This is a genomic window from Shewanella sp. 125m-7, assembly GCF_052977045.1.
In genome coordinates this window covers 141,363-156,595 of record NZ_JBRILQ010000007.1, presented here as the reverse complement: position 1 = coordinate 156,595, position 15,233 = coordinate 141,363, and the positions used below count along the sequence as shown (strand labels likewise).

Genomic DNA, 15,233 nt, shown 5'->3' with positions numbered 1-15,233 from the left:
GATCAGACAAACATCAGTCCCTGATACCCATTCAACCTTTTATCCAAATATCAAGCTCATGTAAGCGGAGAAGAGCCCTATTTGTATACAGATCTAAACTTTCTTTTTTATTCTTAATGGCTTTGCTTAACAGCCATTGAGAGGGGATTTCTCGTTGATATAAATGTTGATACTGCTGGTTTAGCGTATCGTAATCAAACACTAATCCGGCATAGTCTAAAAAACCTTCAGTACAAATGTCCCACTCGTCTCCTGTTGCTTGTAACAAGGTATATTCTTCTCTCGCTCGGCCGCAAAACCTAAGTGGTTTGCTACTCGGCAGGGGGACGGCAATGGGCAGAAATTGTTTGGGTGGCGCTGCATGGATATGTGTCGCAGTGGTTAACTGTTCACGTAGTAATTGAACACTACCTAAATTTGCCTCCATATAGCAGTGTTGGCCATCACCCGGCTTTAATTGGGTATAACTTCTGTTTTTTCTGCTTTGAAATGTCGCTAAATCACTCAAGTAATAAGTTTGAATCTTTTGTTCACTTAAGCCGAATGGTGTTTGCGGGAATTGCATATTGCTGGCCATAAAAAACTGCTACCGTTACCGCTATGTAAATGTATTGTTAATGTATCAAAGGCTGATCTTATAGCAAGGTTCGGGTTGAAGTTACGCATGGTTAATGTGATGAATAATTTCAATGTGAATGTTAGATACTTTTTCTTTGCGCCGCTAAGAGAAAATCAAACTAAAGGAACTAGAATGAAGTTGAAGTTATTAAGCCCACTCATCGTGCTAGCAATAAGTGCCTGTTCTACAGAAGCACCTGAAGATGTTGGGGGATTAAAGGAAGAAAAGCGCCCTAATGTACTGGTCTTGATCGCAGATGATATGGGATATAGTGATATCGGTGCTTTTGGTAGTGAAATTGAAACGCCTAATATTGATAAGTTAGCCAATGAAGGGGTTAGTTTTACAAACTTCCATGTGGGTGCAACGTGTTCTCCAACACGAACGATGCTGATTAGTGGTGTAGATAACCATCTAGCAGGATTGGGTAATATGCATGAAATTATGGCTGATAACCAATTTGGTAAGCCCGGCTATGAAGGGTATTTGAATAACTCTGTTGTTACTCTCGCAACCGTCTTAAAAGATGCGGGCTACCACACTTATATGGCAGGTAAATGGCATCTAGGTGGCAACCCTGAATCTATTCCTCATGCTCGTGGTTTTGAACAATCATTCGCTCTAGCAGAAAGCGGTGCAGACAATTGGGTTGAGCAGCCGTATGCTCCAATGTATGAGCGTGTTCATTATTTTGAAAATGGCAAAGAAGTCGAACTGCCAACCAAAGATTACTTTTCCTCTGACTTTTATACACAGAGGATCATCGACAATATCGAGAGTAATCGTAAAGATGACAAACCCTTTTTTGCTTGGGTAGGATACCAAGCAGTGCATTATCCTCATCAAGCACCTAAAGAGTTTATTGATAAATATAACGGTGTTTATGACGCGGGTTGGGAGGAGTTAAGAAGGAGTCGTCTGGCACGCCAAACAGAGATGGGACTGTTTCCTAAGGAAGTTAAACTGGCAGAAAACTTCGATAAAACAAGTTTCGAAGATTGGCAGTTACCTGATTGGGACACTCTGAGCGAAGAAGAGAAAAAGTTTAATGCTCGTCGTATGCAAACATACGCAGGCATGGCTGATAACATGGATCATAATATTGGTAAAATCTTAACTTATTTAAAAGATATCGGTGAGTTAGACAATACGTTTATCTTGTTCTTATCTGATAACGGTACCGATCCTAACTTACTGTCTGCGAAAGCAGAGTATGAAGCTTGGTACCGTAAGAATTACAAGTATACCTACATGGATGATTATGAAGGTGACTACTCTACAATGGGGCAAAAAGGCTCGTATGCTGACTATGGTCCGGGTTGGGCGGCAGCAGCGAATACCCCTAACAGTTACTTCAAAACGTTCTCAAGTGAAGGGGGATTACGTGTTCCTTTTATTGCACGTTTTCCTAAAACAATTCCAGCAAACAGTAAAGTTAATACCTTTGCTTTTGTTAAAGATGTTTACCCAACCATTTTAGAGGTGACAGGTGTTGATTTGCCGAGTCGTAATTATAATGGTAAAGAAATACATGTCCCTGATGGTAAAAGTGCATTATCAGTTCTTATGGGGGATAAGCCGTCCGTACATGGAGAGAAAGACGTAATCGGTTACGAACTGGCTGGTAGTAGTGCTGTATTTCAAGGTAAATATAAGTTATCTAATAACCCAGCACCTAAGGGAAATGGGGAATGGGAACTTTATGATATAAGCATAGACCCATCGGAAGTTAATAACCTAGCTCAAGAAATGCCTGAGTTAGTGGAAGAGTTGAAAGCTGCGTATGCTGTATATGAAAAAGAAAACTCTTTAGTACCCGTTCCTGATGGTTATAACCCTTTAACGCAAGTATTAAAAAATAGTACTCGTCACTCATCTCACTAAAACTTAACTAGCTTGATAAAAAATGCCAGACAATGATTCATTGCTGGCATTTTTCGCCTTGGATTTAAGGTTAGAAATTAGGCTGCACCTGAGCCTTAAGTTAGACTTCGTCTAACAGCTAAAGACGTGGCGCTTCGCCCACATTAGTAAAGTATCAAACCGTGATCGTGATAACCGAGACACCCAAAATTGTTGGATAGCGATTCCTCTACTAGGCTTTAGTTAAGGTTGAGCAGAGGAGTGTGTTATGCCAACGCCAAGAAAAGCGTTAGTCAGCTTGGAGGATACACCTTATTACCATTGCATAAGCCGCTGTGTTAGAAAGGCATTCCTGTGTGGGGTTGATATTCACACGGGACAATCCTATGAGCATAGGCGTGACTGGGTCGAAAGTCGGCTGTTGCAGCTAGCTGAAGTGTTCGCAATCGATATCTGTGCTTTTGCGGTGATGAGTAATCATCTTCACCTTGTATTGCGGGTTGATGCTGAGTTGGCTAAGAGCTGGTCAGATATCGAGGTTGTAACGCAATGGCAAAAACTGTTCAAAGGCGATAGCCTGAATCACGGTTTCATTAAAGCTGAACCTCTTGAATCTTATCAACAAACCATCATCAATAAGCGGATAAAAGAGTACCGACTTCGACTCATGGATATCTCTTGGTTTATGCGAGCGCTTAATGAACCCATAGCCAGAAAGGCTAATGCTGAAGATAAGTGCAAGGGTCGATTTTGGGAAGGGCGCTTTAAGTCCCAAGCATTACTTGATGACGCGGCGGTGCTGGCTTGTATGGCCTATGTCGACCTCAATCCTATCCGAGCCAATATTGCGATATCTCCAGACACCTCAGACTTCACCAGTATCCAGCTGCGCATCAAAGCGGCAGTTAACGGCGAACAACCTAAATCGCTACTCCCTTTTGTAGGCGATGGGCATCAAGATATGCCTAAAGGACTCATGTTTAATGCAAAAGATTATCTACAACTCATTGATGATACAGGTCGAATCCAACGTCATGATAAACGAGGTGCTATCAGCCAATCCTCACCGCAGTTGTTGCACCGCTTAAACATTCCTGCCGAGAACTGGCTTAAAATGACCGCCGAGTTCACGAAAATCTTCAAAGGCGCAGTGGGCAACACTCAAGAATTATCGACGTATTGTGAACACCTAGAGCGTAAACGACGACAAGGTGCAGCCAATTGTCACCGATGGCTAGATTGTAGTTAGTTTATTTTAAACCTGCTTAACCCATATTATGTTACCAAACAGATGTTTGGCGTTTCTGCTGTGTGATTTTCTTTAATTTTCCGAAAGTTTACTCATAAGTGGTATTTAGCTTGTGATTACAGTGCTTAGGCAAGGGCATGAGTAAAAATCCGTGGCCATTTGAGTTGTGATTGAGGACGATAAGTACTGCAAATAATAATGGCTGTCTCAGTTATGATGCTAACGAACGCTTCAAGGCGGATTCGCAACGCGTGGCATTTTCACCATGCGCTAATTATAGTGTTTTAGGTGATGTGCGGAAACATCGTATCGCGTTTCTCACCATTTAAGCGGGCGTTAGCAGGCTAAATTAAGCTCTTGCATCAATCGATACAAAGAGTTAATTTGAACTTGAACCGTTCAACCCGAAAGGTTGAACATCCGCAGGTGAAACTGCTAATCCATTGAACTGGATATTTATTATGAAAGACCAAAACAAAGCGTACTCCACACTTTTCTCAACTGTTTACGATGAGCAAGCTCCCATTGGCCACCTAGGTCGTGGTACACACTATTCCATATTCAGAGCAGCCCAGTTTCTGAACAATCTGTATCAGCCTCAGACACCTTTAAGAATTCAAGATTTTTGTGTTGTTTGGGATGAAGATCATGATACTCGTGTAATAGAGGTTATTGAGAAACTGTATCTCAATAACTTGCTAGCACCGGTTCTTTACATTGGAGAGCGCAAAGGTGGAGTAACTGTAATTCTCGATAAAGAGTTTTATGACAATCAAAGCTTGTTACATAGTTTCTATCAACAGTTAAATAGAATATCTCAAGGACTTGATGACCCATGGTGTTCTGAAGTTGGTTACTTGGATTTATCTAATAAAGACGCTAATCCTGAAACACTAGTAAATGACTCCCGTCAAAAAGTCACAGTGTACCTAAATAATATAAATAACTTGTGGTCTCTTGGACAAAAGGAGTTTCACAGTTAAAGCCAGCTAACAAGCAAATCCAGGTGAGCCTAAGGCGCACCTGATTTGTTTGGGCGTTACCGCATATCTGATTGCCATAGCTATCCTAATGCCAAGAGTCATTTTCAGAGCTTAAGCTCTAACGCATTTCTGTCCAAAAGTGAGTTAGGGCTTTAGTCATAACTCTAAGTGGCAAAGATTATGCCTTTCTAACTCAGTGTAGATGCGGCTGAGACCGTCGAAAACAGGGACGTTTTCGTTGAGCTCACATGGACGTGCTCGCAGCGAGTCTCAGAAGTGTCTGCACATACGCCTGCCGCAGGCAATTGGAACCACTTTTGTTGGAATCCACGCTTAGCATAAAGATATATGGAGTCAGCATGGGCTTTGTTATCAAACGAAGTTTGATTGATTTGGCTTTAGATTTAGCTCAGCGGCAAGCGCCGACAAACTTTTGTCCAAAAACAAGCTAGAGCTTTAGCCGTAACTCTAAATATTAAAGATTGTGCTGTTCTAACTAAGTGTAGATACGGCTGAGGCCTTCGATGGCATGGTGAGAGGTAACGCAGTTACCAAGCTTTCGAACGAGAGGTAGGATGCCGAACTGGCTTTTTAGCAGGGATGCTATTCGTCATCGTCGAGCTCACAGGGCCAATTCTGTTCCATACAGAATTTGGCATTTCCTCCATCCATGGAGGTCAGACGTACTTGTAGCGTGCCTCAGAAGTGTCTGCACATGCGCTGGCCGCAGGCCATTGGAACCACTTTAGCTGATTGTCATGCTTGGCCTAAAAATAACATTATGGCTATGTTATACAATTTCTCGGGTGCGGGCGAAGCGCCGCGACTTTAAGTTGTTAGACGCAGTCTAACTTGAACCCCGTCAGTGAGCTGGAAGCTCACGACCTTTTATCAAACGAAGTTTGATTGCTTCAACGCTTAGTTGTTAGATGCAGCCTAACTTTCTAGTCGAAAACTCGACAGCCACCATTGTTATTAACAGCAAAACAATCACCCCACTGAAGCTGACTAAAACTGGCTTAAGCTAAACTAAGCATCCTCCAAAGTTGCCCAACTCACAAACAAAACAGGTGTTTTAAATAGCTAGCCTCTGGCGGAAAGCATCCGTATAATCCCTTCGAAATGTACGATTTGTGCGGTTTTTGTACATGTCTATATTCGTATTTTGCTAACTTAAAATAACGCTGAGTCAAACTAACGCTGATTCAAACAATGATTGTTTGCTAAAAAGAAAAGTCGTATTTAAGTTGCCAATGATTACACCCTACAAATCAATATAATAAAAAATAAGGGACTCAGTTCCATGTTAGAAAAACTATTCAAATTAAAACAAAACCAAACTTCGTTAAAGCAAGAAGTCGTTGCGGGACTAACGACCTTCTTGACCATGGCCTACATTATTTTCGTTAACCCTATGATGCTTGCCGATGCGGGTATGGATCATGGCGCCGTTTTTGTCGCGACTTGCTTAGCCGCCGCCATTGGTTGTTTAGTCATGGGCTTAGTGGCTAACTACCCGATTGCACTGGCACCTGGTATGGGCTTAAATGCTTTTTTCACTTACACAGTCGTCGGTGAGATGGGTTACTCATGGGAGACGGCTTTAGGCGCTGTATTCCTGTCTGGGATCTGCTTTTTAGTGCTTTCTTTAGTGCGAATTCGAGAGTGGATTGTTAATAGCATTCCTATGTCATTGCGTATTGGTATTGCTGCAGGTATTGGCTTGTTCTTGGCTTTATTAGGCCTAAAAAGTGCTGGTATCGTGGTTGCAAGCCCAGCAACATTAGTCACCATGGGCGACATCACGTCATTTCCTGCCGTTATGGCGGCATTAGGTTTCTTCTTAATCATCGCCATGGTGCATCATGGGATGAAGTCTGCCGTGGTGATAAGCATTCTAGCGATTACCTTACTCGGCTTACTGTTTGGCGATGTACAGTACCAAGGTATTGTTTCTGCGCCGCCTTCAATCATGCCGACATTTATGAAAATGGACCTGTCTGGCGTGCTTGAAGTCAGCATGTTATCTGTGGTGTTTGCATTTTTGTTTGTGGATCTGTTTGATACTTCGGGGACCTTAGTTGCCGTCGCTCAGCGTGGTGGTTTCTTAGATGATAAAGGCCGTTTACCCCGTTTAAACCGCGCATTAACGGCTGACAGCACCGCGACTATCGCTGGTGCTATGCTCGGCACATCAACTACGACGAGCTATGTTGAAAGTACCGCTGGCGTCAGTGCGGGTGGCCGCACAGGGTTAACTGCCGTTGTTGTGGGAGTGCTATTTTTAGGTGCGCTGTTTATCTCGCCATTAGCGGGCATGGTGCCTGCGTATGCGACTGCTGGAACGCTATTTTATGTGGCGATTTTAATGATGTCAGGGCTGGTTCACGTTGAGTGGGAAGACATTACCGAAGCCGCGCCAGTGGTTGTGGTGTGTATTTTAATGCCTCTTACATTTTCAATTGCGACCGGCATTGCGATGGGCTTTATCTCTTATGCGGTTATCAAGTTGATGAGTGGGCGCTATAAAGACTTAAGCTTTGGCGTGCTGATATTAGCTGCATTGTTTATTGCTAAATTTATCTATGGATAACTGCAGTCGTTAGCTATCGGTTTGATTACTTAAAGCCACACTCCGTGTGGCTTTTTTATTTTCAGACTAAAGCACTTTGTTCGACATGTATTAAAGCGTGGCTGTTAAAAAATCTCGCGCTAAATTTCAATTTTCTGCTAAATTTCCTGCTAATTTCATGAGAAACCGCTAATTCGGCTATTTTTTTTAGTTTCTTTGTTGGTGCTTACTACCAATTCAAACCTAGATTGGGTATAAGGATTTATTCAATGTAATTTTGTTAGCAAATAATGAACTTAAGTGAGATTGGTTACCGCCGCGTAGTGGTTAAATTGGGAACAAGTGTTCTGACATCTGGTAGTCGAAAACTAGATAAAGCGCACATGGTTGAATTAGCAAGACAGATGGCCTGCTTGATGAAAGCGGGGGTCGAAGTCGTATTGTGTACTTCTGGTGCGATAGCCGCAGGTAAAGAGCATTTAGGCTACCCCAAATTACCCGATACCATAGCGAGTAAACAATTACTGGCTGCTGTCGGTCAAAGCCAGCTAATCCTTGCTTGGTCTCAGCTGTTTAGCATTTATGGTTTGCATGTGGGTCAGCTGCTGCTAACTCGCGCCGACCTGCATGACAGAGAGCGCTATTTAAACGCGAGAGACTCTCTAAATGCGCTGCTTAATAATGGCATTATCCCAATCATTAACGAGAATGACGCAGTAGCAACGGCTGAAATTAAAGTGGGCGACAATGATAATTTGTCAGCTCGCGCAGCGCTGTTATGCGATGCAGATTTGTTGATTCTATTGACGGATCAGAAAGGCTTATTTGATGCCGACCCGCGTAAAAACCCTGATGCAAAACTGATCACCGAAGTGCAAAATATCGATGATAGCCTGCGTATGCTAGCAGGCGGCGCTGTTTCTGGTTTAGGAACGGGCGGCATGGCGACTAAGCTTGAGGCGGCTGATATCGCGCGTCGCGCAGGTGTTGAGGTGGTGATAGCCTCGGGTCATCACAAAGATGTGATTCAAAATGTAGTGTGTAAAAAGCCTGTCGGTACTCACTTTACGGCACTTGAACATCCGCTAGAGAGCCGCAAGCAGTGGATCTTAGCTGGGCCAAAGGCTCGTGGTCAGCTGGTCATCGATAGTGGTGCGATTGGTGCGGTCACAGAGAAGGGCAGAAGCTTGCTTTCTAAAGGGATCACTGAGATCAAAGGGATATTTCAGCGTGGAGATACCATTGAACTGATTGATATCAAGGGCAAGGTATACGCTAAAGGCATGAGCCGATATAGCTCTGCTGATGTGACTAAGGTTGCAGGTAAGCACTCTGATAGCATCGAAGAGGTGCTTGGATATGATTATGGTGATGCAGTGGTTCACCGCAACGACATGGTGGTGTTATGAATAACGACGAATATTTAACGGCTTTAGGAAAAAATGCTAAGCAGGCGAGTTATGCATTAGCCACGTTATCGGGTCTGCAAAAGTCTGCATTACTTAAGTGTATTGCGCAAAAGCTAACGGCAGCAAAAGCTGACATCGTTAGTGCAAACCTGCTAGATGTTGCTGCTGCTAAAGCTAACGGTTTATCTGATGCGATGATTGATCGCTTGTTACTCGATGAGACCAGACTGATGGGCGTGATTAGCGACATTGATAACGTGATTGGCTTAACCGATCCGGTTGGTAGTGAAATCGATAGCCGCCTTTTAGATAACGGTTTGCGTTTATCGCGTAGACGTGTGCCGCTTGGTGTTATCGGTGTTATTTACGAAGCTCGTCCAAACGTGACCGTTGATATTGCGGTGTTAGCCCTTAAAACCGGTAATGCGGTTATTCTGCGTGGCGGTAAAGAAACACTAGCCTCGAACCGAGCTCTTTGTAAGGTAATTCGCAGTGCGATGGCTGAACAAGGTTTGTCTGAAGATTGCGTGCAGCTGATTGATAATCCAGATAGAAGCTTAGTTTCAGGTTTATTAAAGCTTGATAAATATGTCGATATGATTGTGCCGCGCGGCGGACAAAACTTGCAGCGTTTATGTGCTGAACAAGCCACCATTCCGGTGATCTTAGGCGGTATTGGTATTTGCCATATCTATGTTGATGCAGAAGCTAATTTAGAAAAAGCATTATCAGTTATTGAAAACGCTAAAGTACAACGTCCAACAGTGTGTAATGCGCTTGATACTGTGCTGATTAATCAAAGTCATGCTAAGCAGTTTATGCCTGTTTTAGCTAAGCATCTTGCTGGTTTAGGCGTTAAGTTTTACGGCTGTGGGCAGACACAGGCTATTTTAGCTGCACAAGGTATAGAGGTTTCTGCTGCAAGTGATGAGAGTTTTGCGACGGAATGGTTGTCGTTAACCCTTGGAATTAAGGTTGTCGCAGATTTAAGCGATGCTGTTGAGCATATTCGTACGTACTCAAGCGGGCATTCTGAAGCTATTTTGACTGATAACATTCATACCGCTAGTGAGTTTATGAATGCGATCGATTCAGCCGCTGTGTATGTTAATGCAAGCACTCGCTTTACCGATGGCGGCGAATTCGGCCTAGGCGCAGAAGTGGCTGTAAGTACTCAAAAGTTGCATGCTCGCGGACCTATGGGGCTAGAAGCACTAACAACGTATAAATGGTTAGCCTGGGGCGATTATACCATTCGTGGTTGATTGCCATTTACCTGTCTAATACCAATCACATATTTAGTATGATTGGTATAATTTAACAAGCCGCATTATGCGGCTTTTTTATGGACTTTTTCTTATGGGAAAGCATCACGGCTAGGTGGTAAAGGTGGAAATACCAGCGGCTCATAGGTGATGACTTGGTGAAAGTAGAGTACTAAGTAGATGATAGCCATCATCGAGGTGTAGATCCTAAATGGATTGAGAAAGTTCCGCATGTGGAAGAAGTGACGATATTGGACCTCACGAGTAAAGTAGAGTGATGGCAATAAAAAGAAGCTATATAAAAAAGCAAAGTACCAAGTATAAGAGCGCTCTTGTTGTAGCTCGTTTAATAGCATAGCGATAGCGAAGGCCAATGAGCTCAGTCTGATAATTCTGGCAACTTTAGCCTGTTTAAAAAATTTTATGGTATCTATATATCTGTAATACATAACTAACTTCCATATTGTTACGCAATTGTTATTTTATACATGGACTTGAGATGATTTACAATTGGCTTTACAAAAAAGTGCAAAGTCTTAGCAAATTAAACAATGACCTAGGCTAATAGAGAGAGTACTCGAAGTCGTTATTGCTTTTTGCTTCATCCATTGATGCTTAAGCGTTTTTATGAGTCAAGGTGAACGAATACCAATCTGTATAAGAAACGGAGCTACTCAGTGCGTTTTGGCTCATTGGTATAACGACCAGTTATATGCCAGTTTAGTACAAGAATGAGTACAGTAATGTTTTTTAAGATATGAAAAAGCCGACTTTAAGTCGGCTTTTGTTGTAGAAGGATTTATAAGGGCTGTGGTATTCACATTCCCCATGCTAGCGGGCTAAGCGGAGATACGCTTTCTTGCTCGCCATTGTCCCACTTTGGGTAATATTTGTTGTAATGCTAGCGCGAATATAATTAGCCCAAGCCCTATGTATGTCGATTTCTCGATGCTCTCTTGTAAAATCCAAGCAATAAAGCCTATCGACATTACCGGCGTGATAAACACCAGAGTGCTGATACTCGCCGTACGCTCTGCTTTCTTTAAGGCGACTAACCAAAGCACAAAGGTGACGCCCATTTCAAATAGCCCCACATAAACACCTGCAAATAGTGCTTTGAGATCCCAACTGGGTAAAGACTGAGTGAGTAGCAGTGCGACAACGATAAAGGGTAAGCCAACTAAAAAACTCAGTAGCAGACTGACTACAGGGTCGCCTTTATCTTTGGTGTTAACGATCCAATAAAGTGACCAAAGCAGTGTGCTGGTTAACGCTAGAACCACGCCTGTCATACTTTCAAACTGGAAGCCTGTAAGGTTGCCTTTGGTGGCAATAAAAAACACGCCGCAATAAGCCACAAGCGCCGCAGTAATATCACTCTTTCTTAATTTCTGCCCGAGTAAAGGTACCGATAATAAAGGTAACAGAATAGCCCAAGTGTAATTGAGTGACAGTGCTTGTTGCGCCGGCAACAGGTCATAGGCCTTAAATAATACTAAATAGTACAAGAAAGGGTTGAGTAGGCCGGTTTGTAGGTAAAACCAAGGTCTACCCCAAAATTGCTGTTTAATGAGTGACAGTTTTCTTTGGGCGATTAATATCGCACCTAAAGCAAAAATAGAGGTGGTGACAGCAATGAACACCAACTGCAATGGCGTATAGTGCGCTAATGCCAATTTAAACGCGGTTGCTACGGTTGACCACAAGATAATGGCACCGATGCCAAATACATATGCTTGATGGGATGATTTCAATGTTTACTTCTCTTTGACTGCGAGATGACGACTAAGCGTATTGTTAAGGTGAAATACCCAAACAAGTGACGCTACCTCTTAGATTGTATTCATTATACGTTTTAGCGTTTTTTTAACCGCGCCCTAGATCAAATTAACGCACTCTTAAGATAAATTTTAAATTTATCCCTTGTATTCATCTTAAACGTCCCAATATAGAGGTTAAGAGAAGATTTAGGGTGATAAAAAAGACTTGAAATTTATTCGGTCTATCCCCACTTCATAAACCAGATTACAAATTTAGTTTTTAAAAGTTTTTTTGGAGGACTCCATGGGTAGAATTATTGGTATCGATTTAGGCACAACTAACTCTTGTGTTGCAGTATTAGATGGCGGCAAAGCGCGCGTATTAGAAAATGCTGAAGGCGATCGTACTACACCCTCAATCATCGCATACACTGCAGATGAAACTTTAGTTGGCCAGTCTGCAAAGCGTCAGGCTGTAACAAACCCAACTAACACAGTATTTGCTATTAAGCGTCTAATTGGCCGTCGTTTTAAAGATGACGAAGTTCAACGTGACGTTGACATCATGCCATTCAAAATCATCGGCGCTGACAATGGCGACGCATGGGTTGAAGCGCAAGGCCGTAAAATGGCTCCACCACAAATCTCTGCTGAAATCTTGAAGAAGATGAAGAAAACAGCTGAAGATTTCTTAGGTGAAGAAGTAACAGAAGCGGTTATTACCGTTCCTGCTTACTTTAACGATTCACAGCGTCAAGCAACTAAAGATGCGGGTCGCATCGCAGGTCTTGAAGTTAAGCGTATTATCAACGAGCCAACTGCAGCAGCACTTGCTTACGGTATTGATAAGAAGCAAGGCGACAACATCGTTGCTGTATATGACTTAGGTGGTGGTACATTCGATATCTCTATCATCGAAATCGACAGCGTTGATGGCGAGCAAACGTTCGAAGTACTTGCAACTAACGGTGACACTCACTTAGGTGGTGAAGATTTTGATAACCGTATGATTAAGTATCTTGCTGACGAGTTCAAAAAAGAGCAAGGACTTGATTTACGTAACGATCCACTAGCAATGCAGCGTCTTAAAGAAGCAGCAGAAAAAGCGAAGATCGAATTATCAAGCGCAACCCAAACTGAAGTTAACCTGCCATACATCACTGCTGATGCTACAGGTCCTAAGCACTTAGTGGTTAAAATCACTCGTGCAAAACTTGAGTCACTGGTTGAAGATTTGATCATCCGTACACTAGAGCCACTAAAAGTTGCACTTGCAGATGCTGATCTTTCAGTTTCTGATATCAACGAAGTGATTCTTGTTGGTGGTCAGACACGTATGCCTAAAGTACGTGCTGAAGTCTCTGCATTCTTCGGCAAAGAGTTACGCCAAGATGTTAACCCAGATGAAGCGGTTGCTATCGGTGCTGCAGTTCAAGCGGGCGTACTATCTGGCGACGTTAAAGACGTATTGCTATTAGACGTTACTCCACTATCTCTAGGTATTGAGACTATGGGTAGCGTGATGACTAAGCTTATCGAGAAGAACACCACTATCCCGACTAAAGCGTCACAAACATTCTCGACTGCTGACGACAACCAAAGTGCTGTGACTATTCACGTACTTCAAGGTGAGCGTAAGCAATCAAGCGGCAACAAGTCTCTAGGACAATTTAACCTAGAAGGCATTGAGCCTGCACCACGTGGCATGCCACAGGTAGAAGTGACTTTCGACATCGATGCTGACGGTATCTTGCATGTATCAGCTACAGACAAGAAGACGGGTAAAGCACAAAACATCACCATTAAAGCCTCTTCAGGCCTAAGTGATGAAGAAGTTGAAGCTATGGTTCGTGATGCTGAAGCACACGCAGACGAAGATGCTAAGTTCGAAGAGCTAGTTCAAGCTCGTAACCAAGCTGATGGCATGGTTCACGCAACTAAGAAGCAAATCGAAGAAGCGGGTGAAGCACTACCTGTTGATGAGAAAGAGAAGATTGAAGCTGCAATGGCTAACGTTGAAACTGCTGTTAAAGGCAATGACAAAGAAGCGATTGAAAAGTCTACTCAAGAGTTAATGGAAGCGTCTTCTAAGTTAATGGAAATTGCTCAAGCTAAAGCGCAAGCACAACAAGGTCAACCAGAAGGCGAAGCACAATCTGCTAAGCAAGATGATGACGTAGTTGACGCTGAGTTTGAAGAAGTTAAAGACGACAAAAAATAATGACGGGTAATTCCTAATTTATTGTAGCGGGCGTTATGAGGAAACTCTAACGCCCGTTTGTGCAACTTTAGCAAAGAAATAAAACATTATGTCAAAGCGCGATTATTACGAAGTATTAGGTGTCGGACGTGACACTAGCGAACGCGAAATTAAGAAAGCTTATAAGCGTTTAGCAATGAAGTTTCACCCGGACCGTAACCCTGGGAACAAAGAAGCTGAAGCTAACTTCAAGGAAGTTAAAGAAGCTTACGAAATTCTAACCGATGGCGATAAGAAAGCTGCCTATGACCAGTTTGGTCATGCTGGCGTCGATCCTAATCGTGGCGGCGGTGGCTATGGCGGCGGCGCAGATTTTGGTGATGTGTTTGGTGATGTATTTGGCGATATCTTCGGCGGTGGACGTCGTGGTGGTCAACGTCAAGCGGCTCGTGGTAGTGACTTACGTTACAACCTAGAGTTGTCACTAGAAGAAGCGGTTCGTGGTCTAACCAAAGAACTACGTATTCCGACATTGGCAGCCTGTGATGTTTGTGATGGTAGCGGCGCTAAGAAAGGTTCTTCACCGACCACTTGTGGTACCTGTCATGGCCAAGGCCAAGTGCAGATGCGTCAAGGCTTCTTTGCTGTTCAGCAAGCTTGTCCTACCTGTCATGGCCGTGGCAAGATCATTAAAGATCCTTGCAACAAGTGTCATGGTGAAGGTCGCGTAGAAAAGAGCAAGACGTTATCTGTTAAGATCCCTGCCGGTGTTGATACTGGCGATCGTATTCGTCTTTCTGGTGAAGGTGAAGCGGGCGAGTATGGCGCAGCTCCAGGTGACTTATATGTTCAGGTGAGCGTACGTGAACATGCAATCTTCCAGCGTGATGGCAATAACCTTTATTGCGAAGTGCCTATCTCGTTCAGCAAAGCTGCACTTGGTGGTGAGATTGAAGTGCCAACACTCGATGGCAAAGTTAATCTTAAGATCCCGACTGAAACACAAACGGGTCGTATGTTCCGTATGCGCGGTAAAGGCGTTAAGTCGGTTCGCAGCCATGCCGTTGGTGATTTGTTATGTAAGGTTGTCATGGAAACGCCAGTCAACCTTAACGAACGCCAAAAAGAGCTGTTACGTGAATTTGAAGATACCTTAACAGGCCAATCTAAGAAGCACAGCCCAAAAGCTGACGGTTTCTTCGATGGTGTGAAGAAGTTTTTTCAAGATCTGAATAGTTAATAATGAGTTAAATCGTTATATACTTTTAAGCCTCGCATTTGCGGGGCTTTTTATTATCTGTACTTTAATGAGC

At 43.2% G+C, this 15,233-nt stretch carries 11 protein-coding genes; 8 read left to right on the top strand and 3 right to left on the bottom strand.

Annotated features, from left to right (window positions below; genetic code table 11):
- Positions 1-31: 31 nt before the first annotated feature.
- A complete protein-coding gene (locus ACVBIL_RS05470) occupies positions 32-577 on the bottom strand; it encodes a hypothetical protein (protein WP_447165979.1) in 546 nt (181 codons plus the stop codon).
- A 174-nt stretch (positions 578-751) separates the two neighbouring features.
- Between ACVBIL_RS05470 and ACVBIL_RS05465 the strand changes: the two genes are divergently transcribed.
- The 6 genes from ACVBIL_RS05465 (at position 752) to ACVBIL_RS05440 (ending at position 9,960) form a co-directional block, all read left to right on the top strand.
- Positions 752-2,503 (top strand): sulfatase-like hydrolase/transferase, encoded by a 1,752-nt coding sequence (locus ACVBIL_RS05465; protein ID WP_447165978.1) that lies wholly within the window; start codon positions 752-754, stop codon positions 2,501-2,503.
- 247 nt (positions 2,504-2,750) lie between these two features.
- Complete coding sequence (locus tag ACVBIL_RS05460; RefSeq protein ID WP_447165977.1) at positions 2,751-3,731, top strand: transposase; 981 nt, start codon at positions 2,751-2,753, stop codon at positions 3,729-3,731.
- Positions 3,732-4,192: 461 nt separating this feature from the next.
- Positions 4,193-4,714: a hypothetical protein gene (locus tag ACVBIL_RS05455; RefSeq protein WP_447165976.1), complete on the top strand. Its 522-nt coding sequence runs from the start codon at positions 4,193-4,195 to the stop codon at positions 4,712-4,714.
- 1,303 nt (positions 4,715-6,017) lie between these two features.
- Positions 6,018-7,307: an NCS2 family permease gene (locus ACVBIL_RS05450; protein WP_447165975.1), complete on the top strand. Its 1,290-nt coding sequence runs from the start codon at positions 6,018-6,020 to the stop codon at positions 7,305-7,307.
- Between the two features lie 269 nt (positions 7,308-7,576).
- The gene (proB, locus tag ACVBIL_RS05445) at positions 7,577-8,695 is read left to right on the top strand and encodes a glutamate 5-kinase (protein ID WP_447165974.1); all 1,119 of its coding nucleotides are present in this window, start codon (positions 7,577-7,579) and stop codon (positions 8,693-8,695) included.
- Entirely contained in the window at positions 8,692-9,960 is a 1,269-nt protein-coding gene (locus tag ACVBIL_RS05440) for a glutamate-5-semialdehyde dehydrogenase (protein WP_447165973.1), read from the top strand. Before proB ends, ACVBIL_RS05440 begins: the two co-directional genes overlap by 4 nt.
- Before the next feature lie 92 nt (positions 9,961-10,052).
- Here ACVBIL_RS05440 and ACVBIL_RS05435 read toward each other — a convergent pair whose 3' ends face one another.
- On the bottom strand, positions 10,053-10,409 hold the full coding sequence (locus tag ACVBIL_RS05435; protein ID WP_447165972.1) for a hypothetical protein: 357 nt from the start codon (positions 10,407-10,409) through the stop codon (positions 10,053-10,055).
- Positions 10,410-10,799: 390 nt separating this feature from the next.
- Positions 10,800-11,714: a DMT family transporter gene (locus tag ACVBIL_RS05430; RefSeq protein ID WP_447165971.1), complete on the bottom strand. Its 915-nt coding sequence runs from the start codon at positions 11,712-11,714 to the stop codon at positions 10,800-10,802.
- Positions 11,715-12,024: 310 nt separating this feature from the next.
- Between ACVBIL_RS05430 and dnaK the strand changes: the two genes are divergently transcribed.
- Positions 12,025-13,941 (top strand): molecular chaperone DnaK, encoded by a 1,917-nt coding sequence (dnaK, locus tag ACVBIL_RS05425; RefSeq protein WP_447165970.1) that lies wholly within the window; start codon positions 12,025-12,027, stop codon positions 13,939-13,941.
- Positions 13,942-14,029: 88 nt separating this feature from the next.
- Positions 14,030-15,160, top strand: a complete 1,131-nt coding sequence (gene dnaJ / locus ACVBIL_RS05420; protein WP_447165969.1) for a molecular chaperone DnaJ — start codon at positions 14,030-14,032, stop codon at positions 15,158-15,160.
- The last annotated feature ends 73 nt before the right edge of the window (positions 15,161-15,233 follow it).

Coding starts and splice junctions, on each gene's coding strand:
- dnaJ (WP_447165969.1), top strand. CDS start 14,030: ATGTCAAAGCGCGATTATTACGAAGTATTAGGTGTCGGACGTGACACT.
- dnaK (WP_447165970.1), top strand. CDS start 12,025: ATGGGTAGAATTATTGGTATCGATTTAGGCACAACTAACTCTTGTGTT.
- ACVBIL_RS05460 (WP_447165977.1), top strand. CDS start 2,751: ATGCCAACGCCAAGAAAAGCGTTAGTCAGCTTGGAGGATACACCTTAT.
- ACVBIL_RS05435 (WP_447165972.1), bottom strand. CDS start 10,409: ATGTATTACAGATATATAGATACCATAAAATTTTTTAAACAGGCTAAA.
- ACVBIL_RS05470 (WP_447165979.1), bottom strand. CDS start 577: ATGGCCAGCAATATGCAATTCCCGCAAACACCATTCGGCTTAAGTGAA.
- ACVBIL_RS05455 (WP_447165976.1), top strand. CDS start 4,193: ATGAAAGACCAAAACAAAGCGTACTCCACACTTTTCTCAACTGTTTAC.
- ACVBIL_RS05450 (WP_447165975.1), top strand. CDS start 6,018: ATGTTAGAAAAACTATTCAAATTAAAACAAAACCAAACTTCGTTAAAG.
- ACVBIL_RS05465 (WP_447165978.1), top strand. CDS start 752: ATGAAGTTGAAGTTATTAAGCCCACTCATCGTGCTAGCAATAAGTGCC.
- proB (WP_447165974.1), top strand. CDS start 7,577: ATGAACTTAAGTGAGATTGGTTACCGCCGCGTAGTGGTTAAATTGGGA.
- ACVBIL_RS05440 (WP_447165973.1), top strand. CDS start 8,692: ATGAATAACGACGAATATTTAACGGCTTTAGGAAAAAATGCTAAGCAG.